This window comes from Thermoleptolyngbya oregonensis NK1-22, assembly GCF_032705245.1.
GTDB lineage: Bacteria > Cyanobacteriota > Cyanobacteriia > Elainellales > Elainellaceae > Thermoleptolyngbya > Thermoleptolyngbya sichuanensis.
This window is the reverse complement of the sequence record NZ_CP053540.1, coordinates 1,629,789-1,646,059: the sequence shown is the minus strand read 5'-3', so window position 1 is coordinate 1,646,059 and position 16,271 is coordinate 1,629,789. Positions and strand designations below refer to the sequence as shown.

At 55.8% G+C, this 16,271-nt stretch carries 18 protein-coding genes; 5 read left to right on the top strand and 13 right to left on the bottom strand.

Annotated features, from left to right (window positions below; genetic code table 11):
• Window positions 1-98 precede the first annotated feature (98 nt).
• The 5 genes from rpsS to rplC all read right to left on the bottom strand — a co-directional run bounded on the left by rpsS (window position 99) and on the right by rplC (window position 3,000).
• A complete protein-coding gene (rpsS, locus tag HNI00_RS07035) occupies window positions 99-377 on the bottom strand; it encodes a 30S ribosomal protein S19 (protein WP_068510079.1) in 279 nt (92 codons plus the stop codon).
• 76 nt (window positions 378-453) lie between these two features.
• Window positions 454-1,317, bottom strand: coding sequence for a 50S ribosomal protein L2 (rplB, locus tag HNI00_RS07030; RefSeq protein ID WP_297080125.1), 864 nt, complete (start codon window positions 1,315-1,317; stop codon window positions 454-456).
• Between the two features lie 34 nt (window positions 1,318-1,351).
• A complete protein-coding gene (locus tag HNI00_RS07025; RefSeq protein ID WP_068510083.1) occupies window positions 1,352-1,654 on the bottom strand; it encodes a 50S ribosomal protein L23 in 303 nt (100 codons plus the stop codon).
• The gene (gene rplD, locus HNI00_RS07020) at window positions 1,647-2,279 is read right to left on the bottom strand and encodes a 50S ribosomal protein L4 (RefSeq protein ID WP_172358441.1); all 633 of its coding nucleotides are present in this window, start codon (window positions 2,277-2,279) and stop codon (window positions 1,647-1,649) included. Before rplD ends, HNI00_RS07025 begins: the two co-directional genes overlap by 8 nt.
• A 79-nt stretch (window positions 2,280-2,358) precedes the next feature.
• Window positions 2,359-3,000: a 50S ribosomal protein L3 gene (gene rplC, locus HNI00_RS07015; protein WP_297083292.1), complete on the bottom strand. Its 642-nt coding sequence runs from the start codon at window positions 2,998-3,000 to the stop codon at window positions 2,359-2,361.
• A gap of 505 nt (window positions 3,001-3,505) precedes the next feature.
• On the opposite strand from rplC, the gene HNI00_RS07010 reads away from it, so the two are divergent.
• Both HNI00_RS07010 and HNI00_RS07005 read left to right on the top strand, forming a co-directional pair.
• Window positions 3,506-3,985, top strand: a complete 480-nt coding sequence (locus HNI00_RS07010) for a GNAT family N-acetyltransferase (RefSeq protein WP_316791931.1) — start codon at window positions 3,506-3,508, stop codon at window positions 3,983-3,985.
• Window positions 3,982-4,839, top strand: a complete 858-nt coding sequence (locus HNI00_RS07005; RefSeq protein ID WP_316791929.1) for a beta/alpha barrel domain-containing protein — start codon at window positions 3,982-3,984, stop codon at window positions 4,837-4,839. Before HNI00_RS07010 ends, HNI00_RS07005 begins: the two co-directional genes overlap by 4 nt.
• A 13-nt stretch (window positions 4,840-4,852) precedes the next feature.
• Here HNI00_RS07005 and HNI00_RS07000 read toward each other — a convergent pair whose 3' ends face one another.
• Window positions 4,853-5,443, bottom strand: a complete 591-nt coding sequence (locus tag HNI00_RS07000) for a chromophore lyase CpcT/CpeT (RefSeq protein WP_172358445.1) — start codon at window positions 5,441-5,443, stop codon at window positions 4,853-4,855.
• 201 nt (window positions 5,444-5,644) lie between these two features.
• On the opposite strand from HNI00_RS07000, the gene ygfZ reads away from it, so the two are divergent.
• A complete protein-coding gene (ygfZ, locus tag HNI00_RS06995) occupies window positions 5,645-6,646 on the top strand; it encodes a CAF17-like 4Fe-4S cluster assembly/insertion protein YgfZ (protein WP_316791927.1) in 1,002 nt (333 codons plus the stop codon).
• Window positions 6,647-6,733: 87 nt separating this feature from the next.
• On the opposite strand, the gene HNI00_RS06990 is transcribed toward ygfZ, so the two are convergent.
• Window positions 6,734-8,176, bottom strand: coding sequence for a peptidoglycan DD-metalloendopeptidase family protein (locus HNI00_RS06990; protein WP_316791926.1), 1,443 nt, complete (start codon window positions 8,174-8,176; stop codon window positions 6,734-6,736).
• A gap of 503 nt (window positions 8,177-8,679) precedes the next feature.
• Here HNI00_RS06990 and HNI00_RS06985 point away from each other — a divergent pair.
• Window positions 8,680-8,808: a hypothetical protein gene (locus HNI00_RS06985; protein ID WP_316791923.1), complete on the top strand. Its 129-nt coding sequence runs from the start codon at window positions 8,680-8,682 to the stop codon at window positions 8,806-8,808.
• Window positions 8,809-8,812: 4 nt separating this feature from the next.
• On the opposite strand, the gene HNI00_RS06980 is transcribed toward HNI00_RS06985, so the two are convergent.
• The 4 genes from HNI00_RS06980 to HNI00_RS06965 form a co-directional block, all read right to left on the bottom strand.
• Entirely contained in the window at window positions 8,813-9,658 is an 846-nt protein-coding gene (locus HNI00_RS06980; RefSeq protein ID WP_316791920.1) for a biotin--[acetyl-CoA-carboxylase] ligase, read from the bottom strand.
• A gap of 208 nt (window positions 9,659-9,866) precedes the next feature.
• Window positions 9,867-11,285 carry an NAD(P)(+) transhydrogenase (Re/Si-specific) subunit beta gene (locus HNI00_RS06975; RefSeq protein ID WP_316791918.1) on the bottom strand — a complete coding sequence of 473 codons (1,419 nt, stop codon included), beginning with the start codon at window positions 11,283-11,285 and terminating at the stop codon, window positions 9,867-9,869.
• On the bottom strand, window positions 11,285-11,578 hold the full coding sequence (locus HNI00_RS06970) for an NAD(P) transhydrogenase subunit alpha part 2 (protein ID WP_172358451.1): 294 nt from the start codon (window positions 11,576-11,578) through the stop codon (window positions 11,285-11,287). Before HNI00_RS06970 ends, HNI00_RS06975 begins: the two co-directional genes overlap by 1 nt.
• Before the next feature lie 166 nt (window positions 11,579-11,744).
• Window positions 11,745-12,911, bottom strand: coding sequence for a Re/Si-specific NAD(P)(+) transhydrogenase subunit alpha (locus HNI00_RS06965; protein ID WP_316791913.1), 1,167 nt, complete (start codon window positions 12,909-12,911; stop codon window positions 11,745-11,747).
• Window positions 12,912-13,966: 1,055 nt separating this feature from the next.
• On the opposite strand from HNI00_RS06965, the gene HNI00_RS06960 reads away from it, so the two are divergent.
• On the top strand, window positions 13,967-14,503 hold the full coding sequence (locus tag HNI00_RS06960; RefSeq protein ID WP_084782448.1) for a DUF2808 domain-containing protein: 537 nt from the start codon (window positions 13,967-13,969) through the stop codon (window positions 14,501-14,503).
• A gap of 159 nt (window positions 14,504-14,662) precedes the next feature.
• On the opposite strand, the gene HNI00_RS06955 is transcribed toward HNI00_RS06960, so the two are convergent.
• Together HNI00_RS06955 and HNI00_RS06950 are read right to left on the bottom strand one after the other, a co-directional pair.
• Window positions 14,663-14,953 carry a YiaA/YiaB family inner membrane protein gene (locus tag HNI00_RS06955; RefSeq protein ID WP_172358454.1) on the bottom strand — a complete coding sequence of 97 codons (291 nt, stop codon included), beginning with the start codon at window positions 14,951-14,953 and terminating at the stop codon, window positions 14,663-14,665.
• Between the two features lie 267 nt (window positions 14,954-15,220).
• Window positions 15,221-16,126 (bottom strand): metal ABC transporter permease, encoded by a 906-nt coding sequence (locus HNI00_RS06950; protein ID WP_316791909.1) that lies wholly within the window; start codon window positions 16,124-16,126, stop codon window positions 15,221-15,223.
• Window positions 16,127-16,271 lie beyond the last annotated feature (145 nt).

The following is a 16,271-nucleotide window of genomic DNA, read 5'->3' as shown; positions in this document are numbered from 1 at the left end:
GTGTCTTGCAGCAAGCTTTTAGAGTTTGAGCAACAGCAAGCACTAAATCCAAGTATCTGTGAACTACTGCGAACGTCCTGAAATAAACCTGACTCAACCTAACGACGAGACTTCTTGTCGCTCTTGGCATGTCCCCGGAAGGTACGAGTCGGTGCAAACTCACCCAACTTGTGTCCCACCATTTGCTCCGTTACATAAACCGGAACATGCTGACGACCGTTATGAACGGCAATCGTATGTCCAATCATCTGAGGCAGAATCGTTGAGGCACGAGACCAGGTTTTGATTACCTGCTTATCGCCCTTCACATTCAACGCTTCAACCTTTTTCAGAAGATGATCGGCCACGAAAGGACCTTTTTTGAGTGAGCGAGACATAACCGACTTACCTCTACCAATTGACCAAACGTGTGATAGTCAACGAACCATAAACCCTGTAAAAAGATTCGGAACCTTAAGACTCGCGACCTCCACGACCGCGCTTGGACGTGCGGCGGCGGCGACGAACAATCAACGCATTACTTGCCTTTTTCTTCTTCCGAGTCTTCATGCCTAAGGCTGGCTTGCCCCAGGGAGTCACAGGGCCAGAACGACCGATCGGCGCACGTCCTTCACCGCCGCCGTGGGGGTGATCGACTGGGTTCATGACGCTGCCGCGAACTTCCGGACGACGGCCCAGCCAACGCTTGCGCCCTGCCTTGCCCAAGCTAATGTTGCGAGACTCGGCATTACCCACCGCACCAATCGTGGCGTAGCACTCGCGGCGAATCATTCGCACCTCTGTGGACGGCAGGCGGAGCGTTACAAAGTCACCCTCTTTCGCTACAATCTGCGCCGAAGCGCCTGCTGCGCGAACAATCTGTCCACCTTTGCCAGGGACTAATTCCACATTGTGGACCGTCGTACCCAGGGGCATACTGCCCAGTGGTAAAGCGTTTCCAACCTCAAAAGGAGAGTCTTCACCTGCGATCACAGTTGTACCGACCGTCAAGCCAGCAGGACAAAGAATGTAGCGCTTCTCGCCATCCTGATAATAAAGAAGCGCAATCCGGGCGTTGCGGTTGGGATCGTACTCGATTGCTGCCACTTTGGCAGGAATGTTTCGCTTGTCGCGGCGGAAGTCAATTACCCGATACAGTCGCTTGTGCCCGCCACCCCGATGGCGACAGGTGATTACGCCCCGATTGTTGCGTCCCTTGGGACGATGCACCGAGCGAGTCAAGGACTTTTCTGGTTCACTACGAGTGATCTCAGCAAAGTCAGCAACGGAGCGCTCTCGCGTGCCAGGTGTATAAGGTCGGTATGTACGAATGCCCATGGCTTCAATCTCTCAAGGGGATGGCTTTCAGACGTTACACTTCGGGGAACAGGACGATGGAATCACCTGTTGCCAGGGTCACAACTGCCCGCTTGTATTGGGGCTTGTGTCCAGCAAATCGACCGACTCGACGATGCTTCTTCGGGGGCTTGCTGGTGTTCACACCAACCACCTTCACCTCAAACAAAGATTCAATAGCGGCCTTGATCTGCGGCTTTGTTGCGCTGGGAACCACTTCAAAGACGTACTTGTTTTCCTCAAGAAGCTGAGTTGCCTTTTCAGTCACTAGGGGACGGCGAATCAGATCTGCCAGGTTGCGCGAATCAAACTTAGTCACCGTATACCTCCTGCACTTTTTCTAGGGCAGACGCAGTTGCCACGATCTTGTCAGCCGCCAGCAGATCAAAGATGTTGAGATTGCCAGCAGAAATTAGCTTGATGGAGCTGATGTTTCGAGCCGACAGATAAACCATCTCGTCTCGCTCAGAAACAATTAGGAGAGCCGTTTCGTTTTCCCCCACACCCCAGCGAGTCAACGCCTGCGCCAGTTCCTTGGTTTTGGGACGGGGCAACTCGTTTGCGAAATCTTGAACCACAATCAGGTCTTCAGCACGGCTTTGCAGCGCGGTTCTGAGCGCCAAGCGCCGCTCCTTGCGGTTCATCTTAACGGAGTAGTCTCTGGGCTTGGGGCCAAAGATAACGCCGCCGCCGCGCCATAGGGGAGAGCGAATCGAACCCGCACGGGCGCGACCTGTGCCCTTTTGCCGCCAAGGCTTGCGTCCACCACCTCTAACCTCAGAACGAGTCTTGGTAGAGGCAGTGCCCTGTCGAGCATTATTCAACTGGCGCACCAGGGCCCGATGAACGATATGGGGCGCATTGTCTTCGTTAGCGACGCGCAGATCTAGCGAGGCGGTGCCAGCGCTTTCACCCTGCCAATTTTTAACTACACACTCAACCATGGGTCTGTTTCTCCTCGTCGGGGTGCTGGCTCACTGCTCCAATCACCAAAATCGCAAAATCTAAACGCTCAGCAAATTCTTAGTTTGCTTTTCCGACCTGCTTGGCAGGAACAATATTGACCAAGGCACCGGGCTTTCCAGGGATTGCCCCCTTGATCAGGAGCAAGTTGCGATCGCCATCCACCCGCACAATTGTCAGCTTCTTGATCGTGGTTCTCGTGCCACCCAGACGACCTGCCATGCGCTTGCCAGGATAAACGCGACCCGGCGTAGTGCCCGCGCCCGTAGAACCGGGAAGACGGTGGTTCTTGGAACCGTGAGCCATCGGCCCCCGCTTGAAGTTGTGGCGCTTTTGGTAGCCCGCAAAGCCGCGTCCGATGCTCGTTCCAATTACGTCCACCTGTTGCCCTGGCGTAAAGATATCCGCCGTCAACTGCTGCCCTAACTGATAATCAGCAGGGCTGTCGAGGCGATATTCCTTTAAGTGGCGGAGGGGAGACGCTTCAGCTTTTTTGAGGTGTCCGAGTTCAGGCTTGTTCAACGCCTTTTCGGTAACCTCGCCAAAGCCAACTTGGACAGCACTGTAGCCATCCACCTCTGCTGTTTTAATTTGCGTGACTGTGCAGGGGCCAGCCTGGACGACGGTTACGGGAATAGCCTTCCCTGCCTCATCAAAAACCTGGGTCATCCCCAGTTTGGTGCCAAGAATTCCAACAGACACGGTTAATCGTCTCCCTATTTACACGCTGCAAGGGTGCCAGACAAAACTTGCCTCGCAAACTTCATAAGACACCAACCTGTTTTTGCCGAACAAAGTCAATCTGCTGTCAGCCCAAAGGCACACAGATTCACAGATGCTCTACAATCTTGCAGACAGACTCACTAGCTCAAATAAATGGCTTCTGCCTGAGTCGCCGGGACTTGAGCAGATCAACCACCCAGTATCCGTAAGGGCTTCCGGGCACTATTCCTGCCGGGAAGGCACTCGCAAACACGCACGGCCCGATTTTGGCGACAATTTCAAATTATAAACCAATCAACACAAGCTGTCTAGCAAGTTGCAGACAGAACTTTCAAAGACAATCTGCAAGCTGTGTTAGAAATTTGTGCCTTGTCTAGGATAACGCATAAAATCAGCATCGTGAAAAAATCTTTTGCAGGTTTCGCGACCCTTAAAGAGATGAGATGGGCAAAGTTCAGGGAGTGGAAGCGGCGGGATAGGGACTATGAATATTCGACTCGCTGAAGAATCAGATCTGGCTGAACTGGCGGCGCTGTATCAGCACACCGTCTTGCAGCACGGGCCGCAGCATTACAGCCTCGTTCAAATGCAGACTTGGGCATCCTTTGCCGAAAATCTGGACCTCTTTCGCCACTTTATATTTGACGCGACGACCTATGTGGCGACTGATGAAACCGGAATTGTGGGATTTGCAGGTATCGAGACCAATGGCCACATTCGCTCGACCTATGTGCGGGGCGATCGCCTCCATCAGGGTATCGGGTCTATGCTGCTGCAAGCGCTTTTGAACGACGCAGCCGCGAAACCTGTCACGCGGCTTTATGCAGAAGCCAGCGAGTTTAGCCTGGGGCTGTTTCAGAAATTCGGCTTCCGTCTATACGACACTGAAGCGGTGGATTTTGGCGGCGTGGCGTTTACCCGATATTTGGTGGAATACTTGGCGGAAGGGAGCGTAGAGCGATGAGGCAGCCAGATGAAGCGGTTCAAGTTACCATCTTTGACACGACGCTGCGCGACGGTGAACTGGCGCTGACGCAAAAATTTACCCTTGCTCAAAAGCTGCAACTGGCGCTGATGCTGGAGGCGGCGGGTGTAGACGTGATCGAAGTGGGCTATCCGGGCGCGTTTCGCAAAGATAGGGACGACCTGCTGGAGGTGGCAGCCCAGATCAAGCAGGCAACGATTTGCGGACTTGCCAGCAGTCAGCCGGAAGAAATTGAGGCGGTGGCGGCAGCATTGGAACCCGCTGAGCGGAGCCGGATCAATGTATTCACGCCGATTCGCGTCCCGTCGGCGAGGGCTGAGTCAGAGGCGATCGCCGCTATTCGGCAGGGGGTGTCTCTAGCCAGACGCTATTGCGAAGAGGTGGAATGGTCTGCGTTTGACGCGACGCGCTGCCCTCTCGACGTGGTGTGTCGCGCGGTGGAAACGGCCATTTGCAGCGGAGCCAGCATCATCACGATTCCCGACAGTATGGGAGTGGCAAGGACATCTGAGTTTGTCGCGCTGGTCAAATCTGTGGGCGATCGCGTTCCGAACATTGACCAGGCAACGCTGGCGGTTCACTGTCACAATGACCTGGGGCTGGCGGACGAAAACTCCCTGGCGGCCCTGGCGGTCGGCGTGCGCCAGGTGGAATGTTCGGTGAATGGGCTAGGAGCGCGGGCAGGCAACGCCGATCTAGAAGCTATCGTAGCGGCGATCGCCTCCCATCCCAAGTTTCACACCGGGGTTCAAGCGGCTCACCTGCCGGCCTTGTCAGCGCAAGTTGCAGCTTTGGCGCAATCGCGGCCGCCGAAAGCACGATTGGAAGCGTGATTGGAATCGCGATCTAGGCGCGGATCTCATCCGCGAAGCTAGCCCAGCGCACAAAGTGAAACGGCCCCGCGACGGAACCCCAGATATGCTCGTCTGTTTCGGGATCGCGGCCCCGGTCGAGGCTGATAAAGATTTGGTCGTCGATTTCAAACTCGCTGTCTAGATAGGTTTCCTTGCCACGACGAGTCACCATGCAGCCTTTGCCAGGTTCCACCTTGCCGCGAAAGCTGTGCCCTGTCCATTCCACAATCATGTTGCAGCCTGGTAGTTTTTCTAGGCGATCGCCCGTCAGCTTGCTCAACTGAGTCAGGTCGCGAGATGCACCGTAAAACTCTGTCTCGTCCTTGACGGTGTAGTTTTCAATCTCGATATGGTCGCCTGCGTTCACTAGCTTCAGCACCCGCAGCCGATAGGGATCGTTTAGCGCATAGTCGTAGGCTTGCTCCACAAACAGGCTAATGCCCGACAGCAGTTCCACGGGCAGCGGCCGCATACAGACCCGGATATGGGCAAAAAAGGGCGGGTTCTCGAAGGCTTGTTCCTGGTTGCTAAAGTCGGCAGCCATCCAGCGGGCCAGGGCGGTGAGGTCGGTCGAATGAGTCATGGGCGATCGCATTTTGAAGCATTGCAATTTATTGTAAGGGAACAAGGGGCAAGGATTTAGGACTGGTTCTATAGCTCTAGCGGTCAGGGAGCAAGGGGTCAGCGCAGCCGCAGAATTCCAGAATTCCGACCGGCCAAATTCCAACTTAGAGTATTGAGTAAACAGAGGATTGAGTAAACGTTAGACAGGATGGGGTTGGGAATGAGTGCGGGGTTTGATTCGACTCAGCTTTCAATTGGCGACCAAGTGACGGCAGCCCGCAACAGTGTCGTAGTATACGATGCCTCGGAGTGGGGGCGCATTGTGGTGTCGGATGGCGATCGCCTGCGATTTTTGCACAATCAGACGACAAACACCTTCCAGACCCGCCAGCCGGGAGAGGGCTGCGATACCGTGTTTGTCACCTCGACGGGGCGGACAATCGATCTGGCAACAGCCTACGTGCAAGATGATTCCGTGCTGCTGCTGGTGTCGCCTACCCGCCGCGAGTTTTTGATGGATTGGCTAGATCGGTTTATTTTCTTTGCTGACAAGGTGAAGCTGGCGGACGTGACCGCAGAGACTACCGCACTGGTGCTGATTGGCCCAGAGAGCGATCGCCTGATTGACGCGCTGGGAGCGGGCGATCGCGCGGGACAGCCCTACGGTAGCCATGCTCTCTATCCCATCGCAGGGGCAGAAGTGCGGGTGGCGGTAGGCAGCGGGCTGGGGCTACCAGGCTACACGCTCATGGCTCCAGTCGCAGCAGCAGAGCCTCTCCGGGCTGCGCTACAGGCGGCAGGCGCGACGCAGATAGAAGCGGCTGCCTGGGAGCGACTGCGAATCGAGCAGGGACGGCCGATGCCCGACCGCGAACTGACGGAAGACTACAACCCGCTAGAAGCAGGACTTTGGCACACCATTTCGCTGAATAAAGGCTGCTACATCGGGCAGGAAACCATTGCCCGCCTGCACACCTATCGCGGGGTCAAGCAGCAATTATGGGGCGTACAATTCAGTGCCGCCGCACCGCAGGAGACGGTGCTAACCTCCGGCGAAGATAAAGTGGGGCATGTGACTAGCGTGGTAGAAACCGAGTCGGGGGCACTGGGGCTGGCCTACATCCGCACGAAGGCAATCGAGGCAGGGTTAGGGACAGTGCAAGCGGGTAACGTAGTAGGAACCCTGGTTCCGCTCCCTTTCCTCAGCCACGAGTATTTATAGTTCAGCGGACATAGCAAGGCCTGGGGGTATTAGCCAACAGGCCCCCTTCGTAACCCTTAACTGCACCACTTAGCTGCCTAAGAGGAGCTATTCTGCTCCCGGCGCTTGCTTGGGAACGGTAACAGTCGGCAACGCTGCCTGATCCTCAGGTGCATTGGATGCCGCTGCGGCCTCAACCTGGGGCGTGGCCCGTTCCGCCAGCTTGCCAAAATCCTGGAGTCCCTTTACCGAAAATTCGGACTCCGACTTTTCAACCTTGGTTGCCGGAGCCGCCAGAGCAAGCTGAACGCCGTTAAACAAGTTATTCAGCGCCGCTTGCAGCACCTGGCCCGCATCCAGCGCCACCCAGCCCTGCGGGGTCAGCTCGCGGAACTCGAAGTGGAGATGCGGCCCGGTGGATAGGCCCGTGCTGCCAACCCGGCCAATCACTTCGCCCTGCTCGACCGTTTGCCCCGCCCGGACGAAGAGTTCCGACATGTGGGCGTAGAGCGTCTGCTCACGACCGTTGTTGTGATTCAGCACAACCGTCAGGCCGTAGCCGCGTAGGTAGTCAGCCGTTTCCACGCGCCCCGAAAAGGCAGCCAGCACCGGAGTTCCCGTTGGGGCGGCCAGGTCGGTGCCGTAGTGGAAGCGTGCATCTCCTGTGACCGGATGCACCCGCCAGCCAAAGGCTGAGGAAATGGCGGCAGGAATAGACAACGGGAACATCAGGCTGGTGTTGCCATTGCCGCGCAGCGCCAGGGGACGAATCGTGCGGTTGTAGAAGGATTGCAGCGAGGCAACCGACAGGCTGAGGGCACGACCGCCGCCCGTGGGGGCACTGGCTGCCACGGTTCCAGGGACACTCCCAGGGGCGATCGCCTCTGTGCCCGCAATCGGTTTGCCCGTCTCTGGGTCAATTTGGACAGTTGTGACCCCGCTTGCACCCACGCCAGGAGCGCACACACTGTTGGGTACGCCTGCGCCGGGTTGCAGCACGACCTGGCAGCCCGTAGACCGCTCCGAGAGGACGACGGGCGCTTGTCCACTGCGGGTCGAACCAAGGTCGTATTGCGGCGTGTCGTCGATGTAAACGTTGGTGTAATCCTGTGGATTGAGGGAGGGCTGGTTCGCCGCAGGCCGACTCTCGGCGCTAACGGGCGATTCGCTGCTAGCATCGCTTGTGCCAGTGGCGCGGGGCAGAACCGGGGCGGGCGATCGCTCTGGCGCGGGGCGCTCAACCACGGGCTGGGGCAGCGGCGCAGGCTGGGCAACCGGAGACTGGGGCGCGGGCGTTTCTCGATTCAGCCGGGGAACGCGGGCGGGCGAGGCGGACTCTGGTGAAGCCGGGGGCGGGGGCGGCGAGAGCAACTCTTGGGCGCTGGGAACCTCATCGGCACTGTCTGCCGTTTGGGCGATCGCCACTGCGCTTGGCAAGATTCCGGTGCTGCCCAGAATGCTCAGTCCTAAAACCACCGACAGGGAGTGGCGCACGCTATCCACTTTCGCGGAAGAGTTCTTTGCAGAGGTAGTGTTCCGATTCTGAGTCATCACCATTCCTAACAAACGAGTCCTGACAAATGCGAGTCCTGACAAATGATTCTGCCGATTCCGCGCCAACCGAGTCCTGACAAAACAAGCCTTGAGAAATCAGCAGTTTCCGCCAATTTTTGCGCCGTGGTGCGCTAGGGCGACGCTCAGCAGTCTAAACCTGTGGTTCTCTGCACGACTTCGTAAACAATCCTAACCAACAATCCGTGATCCTCATGGAAGTAAAACCGAGCTTGATGACGACTTCATCAATTCATATAAATTTCGTATCAAGGAAACCAATATTGTCCTTTCCTAACATAGAGCAGAGCGGCATGGCTGTCGTCGGGATGCTTTACAGACGGCTGGGAGTGCCAGAATTCCTGCGTATTGCCTGACCCAGCTTCAGATTGCTTCACGCCGCCAATTCCCACAGCGAAATCTATGTAATTTCATCTATGTAATTTCCCAGTGCCGCCTATACAGGTTGCCCACTTTTCTAATGAACATTTATCTGATAAACGGTGCGAATCACCGCTGAAGACCGCCAAAGCCACGGCATCCTGGAGATTCTTCACCCGCCAGAGCAATTGCTCAGGACAAGTCGGACGATTCGCAAAGCGATCCCTGCGGGAATCGCCCCGCCGCCTTAGACCGTCAGCCTTCAGAACAAGTTCCCGCTGGATAGCCCAACTGAATGCTGCCAGGGGGCAACAGACGCTCTGAAAGCCCAGAGGCATGGTTCACCCGGACGCGCAGTTGCCCGTCTAAGCCAATCCCTACGATTTCTACAGTTTCGCCAGGGGTTTCAGCATCCCCCACCAGGGTAATTGTCTGCCCGCAGTTGCTCAGTAGCGCTTCGTATTCTATTCGCAGTGCCTCGATGCCACGCTGCTGCCAGGATGCGTATCCTAACCGCAGCCCTTGCAGGGCGATCGCCCCCAGGTCTTCTAGGGACGCAATTTTCAGCGCATATCCCTGGTCTTGCAGCGTGTTCAGATTAATACCCGGTTCCGGTACAGGATTCGCCCAATTCAGCCCCACGCCCACCACAGCCTGCCTAATGTGCCCCTGCTGCACCCGCGTTTCCGTCAGCACGCCCCCCAGCTTGCAACCCAACACCACCAAGTCATTCAGCCACTTAAGCTGCACGGGTACACCCGTCTGGCGCAGGGCGATCGCCACACCCCAAGCGCTCCACAGGGTAATCTGGGGCGCGTGTTCTGCCCGCAGCGACGGACGAAAGCCCCAGGACAGATACAAGCCACCCGGATGCGACTGCCACTGCCGCCCCCACTGTCCCCGCCCTGCCCGCTGCTGTTCGGCAATGACCACGACCTCATCTGCGGGATGCTGGGCCAGATGCGCCCAAGCGGCCCGGTTAGTAGAATCCAGCACCTCGTAGACCTGGACGCTCAGCCCCGCTAGGTCTGGGGGACTGGAAACGTTGGCATGGGCGATCGCCGGAAGCGCGTTGTAAAACCGATCAAGGCTAAAGGGCATCGAGGCAATTGGGCTGGCTAGCAGCAGTTATAGAGCAAAAAGGTTGTAGCGCAAGAAAGTAGTTATAGAGCAAATAAAAATGTGGGAGAGCCGTGGTTCAGCTTCCCACACTGGGTTGAGTGATTCAAGACAAAAGCCAAGGGCGACAGGCTAAAACATCGCCACTCTCTACTTTTCAAGACCTGAGTCCCTAGCCCTACAGCCCTAACTAGAGTTCCTTTACCCCAGCAACGAGTTGCGTCACGACATCCTTTGCGCCGCCAAACAGCATTAGCGTTTTGTCTTGATAAAACAGTTCGTTTTCGACACCCGCGAACCCTTTATTCATGCCGCGTTTGATCACGATGGTGTGGTTTGCCTTTTCCACTTCCAAAATCGGCATTCCGTAAATTGGGCTTTCCGTGTCGTGGGCAGCGGCAGGGTTCACCACGTCGTTTGCGCCGATCACCAGGGCCACGTCGGTATGCTCGAATTCAGGGTTGATCGCGTCCATGTCGTAAAGCTGGGGATAGGGCACATTGGCCTCTGCCAGCAGCACGTTCATGTGACCGGGCATCCGTCCGGCAACGGGGTGAATGGCATATTTTACATCCACGCCCAGCCGCTCTAGCTGGTCAGCCAGTTCCCGAACGGCGTGCTGCGCCTGGGCCACCGCCATGCCATAGCCAGGAACGATGACGACCGACCGTGCATAGCCCAGCATCATCGCCGCTTCTTCGGTATCGACCGAGTGAACCGTCTTGTCGGCGATCGCCCCTGCTGCACCACCCGCCGCTTTTTCCTTTGCCTTGCTAAAGGCACTGAAGAGGACGTTGGGCAGCGATCGGTTCATCGCTTTGCACATAATCTGCGTCAGGATGATCCCCGACGCGCCCACCAGTGCGCCAGAGATGATCAGCATGTTGTTGGACAAGACGAACCCAGCCGCGCTGGCGGCCAGCCCCGAAAAGGAGTTCAACAGCGAGATTGCCACGGGCATATCTGCACCGCCGATGGGAATTGCAAACAGCACGCCCAGAATCAGCGAAATGGCGACCAGCACCAAAAAGATGGTGGGATCGTTCGGTTCTGCAATCAGCAGCACGCTACCCACCAAAAACAGACCGATGAGTCCAATACTGACAAACCGCTGGAGCGGAAAGATAATCGGCACGCCGCTCAGCAACTCTTGCAGCTTGGCAAAAGCGACCAAACTGCCCGTGAGCGTGATGCCGCCGATAAAGACGCTGAGGATAATCGTCAGCACGCTTCCCAGAGGCAGCGCCTCGCCTGTGCCCATCAGTCGCCAAAATTCTGCGATCGCCACTAGGGTCGATGCGCCACCGCCTAGTCCGTTGAGCAAGCCCACCATCTGGGGCATGGCGGTCATTTCTACCTTCTGCGCCATCACCACGCCCACGGCCGAGCCGATCAGGATGCCCACTGCAATCAGCGTGTAGTCGATAATGCCGCGATCTAGCAGCGTGGCGGCGATCGCCACCAGCATCCCCACCGCCGCCAGCACATTCCCCCGTCGGGCTGTGGCGGGCGATCCCAGTTGTTTCAAACCCACAATAAACAGCGAGGCGGCAGCTAAATAAGCAAGCTGGATGCCATTGAGCAATAAGCTATCGAGGGTGTTGTTCATTAGCTCCGTGCCTCTTTTTTCTTGAACATTTGCAGCATCCGGTCGGTCACCAGAAATCCGCCGACCACGTTGACGGTGGCCAGGGCGATCGCCACCACCCCCAGCACCGTCGTCACCGTTCCGTTGCCACTGCCCGCCACCAGCAGCGCCCCCACCACCGCAATGCCAGAAATCGCGTTGGAACCCGACATCAGCGGCGTGTGCAGCGTCGGCGGCACTTTATTAATCACTTCAAACCCGACAAACGAAGCCAACACAAACACCACCAGTCCAATAATGAGACTGTCTGCCATGTTTTTCTCCCGTATTAAAAAATCTTCAGAGCGAGAGAAGAGGGAAGAAATAAGAGCGAAGAACGAAGAGGGAAGAACGAAGAGGGAAGAGGTTCCGTTTTTCGTTTTTCGTTTTTCGTTTTTCGTTTTTCGTTCTTCTTTCTTCTTTCTGCCGTCCCCTCCCCCCTCATCCCCTTACGCCTTCACACGCTGCCGCCAGCGCTGCCTTCACGCGCTCATTGCGAATCTCACCCCCGTGGGCAACGCAGGCGCTGGCGATGATATCGTCCTCAAAGTTGAGCGCCAGTTCGCCGTCCTTCACCATCAGTTGCAGCAGCGAAGTGAGGTTTTTGGCATACATCTGGCTAGCGTGAATGGGCAGTGACGACGGCAGGTTAATCGGGCCCATAATGGTCACGCCGTTTTTCACCACGTCTTTGCCCGGTTCGGTGCAGGCGCAGTTGCCGCCCTGCTCGGCGGCCAGATCGACCACTACGGAGCCGGGTTTCATCTGGGCGACCATTTCCTCGGTCAGCAGGATGGGTGCAGCTTTGCCCGGCACTTGAGCCGTGGTGATAATCACATCAGCTTGTTTAACGTGTTCGGTGATGACCTGGCGCGATCGCGCTTTGGCCGCCTCCGAAATCTCCTTGGCATAGCCGCCCTCGGCCACGGTATCCTCTTCCAGATTCACCTCAACGAACTTTGCCCCCAGGCTTTGCACTTCTTCCTTCACCGCTGGACGAATGTCGAAGGCTTCTACCACAGCACCCAGACGGCGACAGGTGGCGATCGCCTGCAAACCTGCTACGCCCGCCCCCATCACAAACACCTTCGCGGGTGGAATCGTCCCCGCCGCCGTCGTCAGCATCGGGAAAAACTTGGGTAGCGCCGCCGCACCCAGCAGCGCCGCCTGATAACCCGCCACACCCGCCTGGGACGACAGCGCATCCATACTCTGGGCGCGGCTTGTGCGGGGGATCATCTCCATACTGATTGCTGTAACCCCTCGCTCAGCAAGCTGCTGAATGCGGGACGGCTCCCCCAGCGGGTTCAAAAAGCTAATCAGCACTGCACCCGAACGCAGACGGTCGATTTCGGATTGTCCATCTTCTCGCTCTCGCGGCGGACTCACCTTCAGCACCACGTCTGCTTCGCCCCACAGCCGCGCCCCATCGTTCAAAACCTGCGCTCCGGCAGACTCATAGGCTGCATCAGAAAAATGAGATAGGTCGCCTGCTCCCGCTTCGACCCACACTTCCAAGCCCTGTTTCACCAGTTTCCCAACCACATCGGGCACAAGCGCAACTCGACGTTCTCCAACTTCAATTTCCTTTGCAACTGCTATCTTCATTCATTCTCCTGGATGACACGATTCAGTGACCGCTGTTTATTCTGAAAACCTCACAAAAAATGCGCTGAATTAAAAACTCAGACGCAATCCCTCCGTGCAATCAGACTGCAATTTTCAGAATGAAATTTTCAGAATGAAATTCTGTAATTTTAATGACTGGTTTCTAATCTAGACTTCAAGACTGAAAGCATGACTTAAAGCTTGGGACGCAAAGTCCACCAGCAACATCGCAACCCACACAAACCATACAGTTCGCAAACACTGCACAGATAACGCTGCACAGATAGCTTGGATCGCCTCAATCCCTTATGCTCAACTTCCTGAAATTGTGCTGCGCCACTCCGAACAGCTTGGCAGCACTTAATCAGGACTGCACCGACCTTATATCCACAAACGGGCACCTTTCGATTGGGGACTTTCGATTGGCACCCTTCAACTAGCAGTTTGGCAACTAGCACTTTCAGGGTTTTGCAATGAGTCTAGTGCCCTAAAACTTACTGACTCGCAACCCACCAAGCTTCAACTTGAATCCTACAAGCTTCTGAACTAGAACTGGCTCATCTTCAGGTTAATTTATGGATCGCTTATGAACGATGAAATTTTCCCCTCATGAGAATGACTCAATGTTTGTGATTACTCAGTTTGTGATTACTCAAATCATCAACCCAAACACAAGCGCCAAGAAGCACTCACCCTCTAGCCTATAAAAACTCCACGGGTTCTGGAAAGAATGTAAACATCTGGATGTGTTTTGAAATATTTTTTGAAATATTTGAACATATCTGGATTAAACATATTTAGGAAGTCGGTCGAGGGCGATCGCCCAAAGCATACCCTAAACCCTCCTAAACCCCTCCTAAAGACGCATTTTCCCTAGAAAAACGAGCCTCCTTTGCCAGGGCACTTTTTAGGAACTGGTTCGTCCACACTGCCTGATGCCCTGCATCCTGATGCCTCCGCCTCGGAATCCGAGAGGCGTAGTGTATCCTGAGAGGAGCATTAAACGGTAAAGTTTAGTGATGGTTCGAGAAATCATGTTACTCAAACGCAGAGCTATGGTGTCTAAGTCCTCAATTCTCCGAATGCTTTCGGCAGTGGCGGTGTCTGGATGTGTAGCAGCGGGACTAGCTCCTGTGGTTCACGCTCAAGGACTGCCGGGCCTGGTGATTTTCAGCGGTGTAGAGCGTGAAAATCAACTGAACTATCGGTTGGACTTTAACGGCAGACCTTTTCAGACGGATCGATACCGCCTGCGGATTTCTCGCCAAAAGATGCGCTCAGACGTGTACGAGTTTACGGTGACCTATCCCGATACCTACCAGGGCACGTTCGACGAGAATCGGATTGAACTGCGGGTGAGAGGAAACTCGGTTCCGCTGAACGAAGTGATCTGGAATCGCGAAACTCGTGAAATTACGATTTACCCCACCGAGCCAGTTCCGGCGGGTTCCCGCGTCGAGATTGTTCTGTCAAACGTGCGAAATCCCCGAAACGGCGGCACGTTCTATTTCAACGCGCTGGTTCGAGCAACCGGAGACGTGCCCCTCCGTCGCTACATCGGCACCTGGATTATCGGAATTGGCCGCGAATAATCCGCGAATAGTTTGCGAATAATCCGCGAATCATCGAAATTGCCCATCAAGACAAAAATCTAGCCCGGAGCAAGACCCCTTCGCCTCGCTCCGGGCTTTGCACTTGTGGGTTGCCTTTCACCCAGTTTGCCTTTCACCGAGCAGACGGTTCCTGACAGACTATTTCAGCGGATGATGCTCCGCCAGCAGCCGCTCTACCCGTGCCTCATCGACCCGTGCCGCCAGTTTTTGCGCTTCGTGAATATCGCGGGTCGTTTTCGACAGGCTGATGGTAGACCCGACCGTAAAGGCCAACCCCATGCCAAAGTAGGCCTTCACCCAGCCATTGACAGGTAAGTAGCAAATCCCCAGACTCGTCGCTCCCAGCGAGATGATAAATGCTGCCCACGTTTGAACCACCCAGGCAGAACTGTGCGTGGGGGAAACCATCAAATCCTTTGCCTTCGTCATTGCTGTTCTCTCCTTACGATTCAGATTTACGATTCAGGTTCTTGAACAGCATCGTAAGAGGCCTGATGCAGCAGATTTTATCCAACCAGACACTTTTCAAAACTGTCTTGGGAGAAACCGATCCGCAGCACCCATTTTCACCAATTTTCTAGACTGGATCTGCGGTTTGGGCTGAAAGCCAGGAGTCAGTTGCCCGAACTGGATGAACAGGCGTACTGATAACTATTGCTGCTAATTATCGAGGCTGCTAATTATCGAGGTTGCTAATTATCGAGACTTTAGCCCACTCCACAGTGCTTTTATCTCACGCCACAGGCCCGACTCGCCCTCTGTCCCCGTTCGCGGCCGGGTGAAAATGCCCTGGCTGGGGCTAAATAGCAGCGCCAGGAAAAACAGCACCGAGGCCACCAGCACAATCGCCGGGCCAGAGGGCAGGTTGAAATAGTAGCTGAGGTACATGCCGCTGATGCTGGAAACCACTCCCAGCAGAGCGCCCAGCCCCATGACCTGATGAAATCGCGGTACGAGGAGATAGGCCGTCGCCCCTGGCGTGATCAGCAGCGCCAACACCAGCACTACGCCGACGGCCTTCATGCTGGCCACCACCGTCAGCGCGATCAGCAGCATCAGCCCTAGGTTAAGCAAGTTAACGGGCAGTCCTGCTGCCTGTGCCCCCAGGGGGTCAAAGCTGTAGAACAGTAGCTCTTTGTAAAGCAGCACCACGCAGGCCAGCACCAGCACGGCTATCAGGGCTGTGTCGCGGACTTCTCCTGGCGTAACGCTGAGAATATTGCCAAATAGAAAATGGTTTAAGTCAATCTTGTTTTCTTTTTGGATTAGCGTAATCAGCGTGATGCCGAGCGCAAAAAAGGACGATAGGACGATTCCCATCGCTGCGTCTTCTTTGATGGGCGATCGCCGATGAATCCAGGCAATCAGCACCGTACTCAGCACCCCCGCCACAAACGCACCCACATAGATATTGATGCCCAGCCAAAAGGCGATCGCCAATCCGGGCAGCAGCGAGTGGCTAATGGCATCGCCCAGCAGCGACAGCCGCTGTACCATCAGGTAGCTGCCCACCACCGAGCAAATGACCCCAACGATGACCGCCACCAAGAGCGATCGCTGCATAAAGCTATAGCTGAGCGGGTCGAGCAGGAGATCCCACATTTGAAAGGGGTCAGATGAAAGGGGTCAGATGAAAGGGGTCAGATGAAAGGGGTTTAGGAGTGAAGACGCATCAATCGCTCGTGCGTAACGGTAGCTCGTGTGTAACATCGGGATCGCAAGGCAGATGCAGCACACGATTAAGGGG

Coding starts and splice junctions, on each gene's coding strand:
- rpsS (WP_068510079.1), bottom strand. CDS start 377: ATGTCTCGCTCACTCAAAAAAGGTCCTTTCGTGGCCGATCATCTTCTG.
- rplB (WP_297080125.1), bottom strand. CDS start 1,317: ATGGGCATTCGTACATACCGACCTTATACACCTGGCACGCGAGAGCGC.
- rplD (WP_172358441.1), bottom strand. CDS start 2,279: ATGGTTGAGTGTGTAGTTAAAAATTGGCAGGGTGAAAGCGCTGGCACC.
- HNI00_RS07010 (WP_316791931.1), top strand. CDS start 3,506: ATGAATATTCGACTCGCTGAAGAATCAGATCTGGCTGAACTGGCGGCG.
- HNI00_RS07005 (WP_316791929.1), top strand. CDS start 3,982: ATGAGGCAGCCAGATGAAGCGGTTCAAGTTACCATCTTTGACACGACG.
- HNI00_RS07000 (WP_172358445.1), bottom strand. CDS start 5,443: ATGACTCATTCGACCGACCTCACCGCCCTGGCCCGCTGGATGGCTGCC.
- ygfZ (WP_316791927.1), top strand. CDS start 5,645: ATGAGTGCGGGGTTTGATTCGACTCAGCTTTCAATTGGCGACCAAGTG.
- HNI00_RS06990 (WP_316791926.1), bottom strand. CDS start 8,176: ATGACTCAGAATCGGAACACTACCTCTGCAAAGAACTCTTCCGCGAAA.
- HNI00_RS06980 (WP_316791920.1), bottom strand. CDS start 9,658: ATGCCCTTTAGCCTTGATCGGTTTTACAACGCGCTTCCGGCGATCGCC.
- HNI00_RS06975 (WP_316791918.1), bottom strand. CDS start 11,285: ATGAACAACACCCTCGATAGCTTATTGCTCAATGGCATCCAGCTTGCT.
- HNI00_RS06970 (WP_172358451.1), bottom strand. CDS start 11,578: ATGGCAGACAGTCTCATTATTGGACTGGTGGTGTTTGTGTTGGCTTCG.
- HNI00_RS06965 (WP_316791913.1), bottom strand. CDS start 12,911: ATGAAGATAGCAGTTGCAAAGGAAATTGAAGTTGGAGAACGTCGAGTT.
- HNI00_RS06960 (WP_084782448.1), top strand. CDS start 13,967: ATGGTGTCTAAGTCCTCAATTCTCCGAATGCTTTCGGCAGTGGCGGTG.
- HNI00_RS06955 (WP_172358454.1), bottom strand. CDS start 14,953: ATGACGAAGGCAAAGGATTTGATGGTTTCCCCCACGCACAGTTCTGCC.
- HNI00_RS06950 (WP_316791909.1), bottom strand. CDS start 16,126: ATGTGGGATCTCCTGCTCGACCCGCTCAGCTATAGCTTTATGCAGCGA.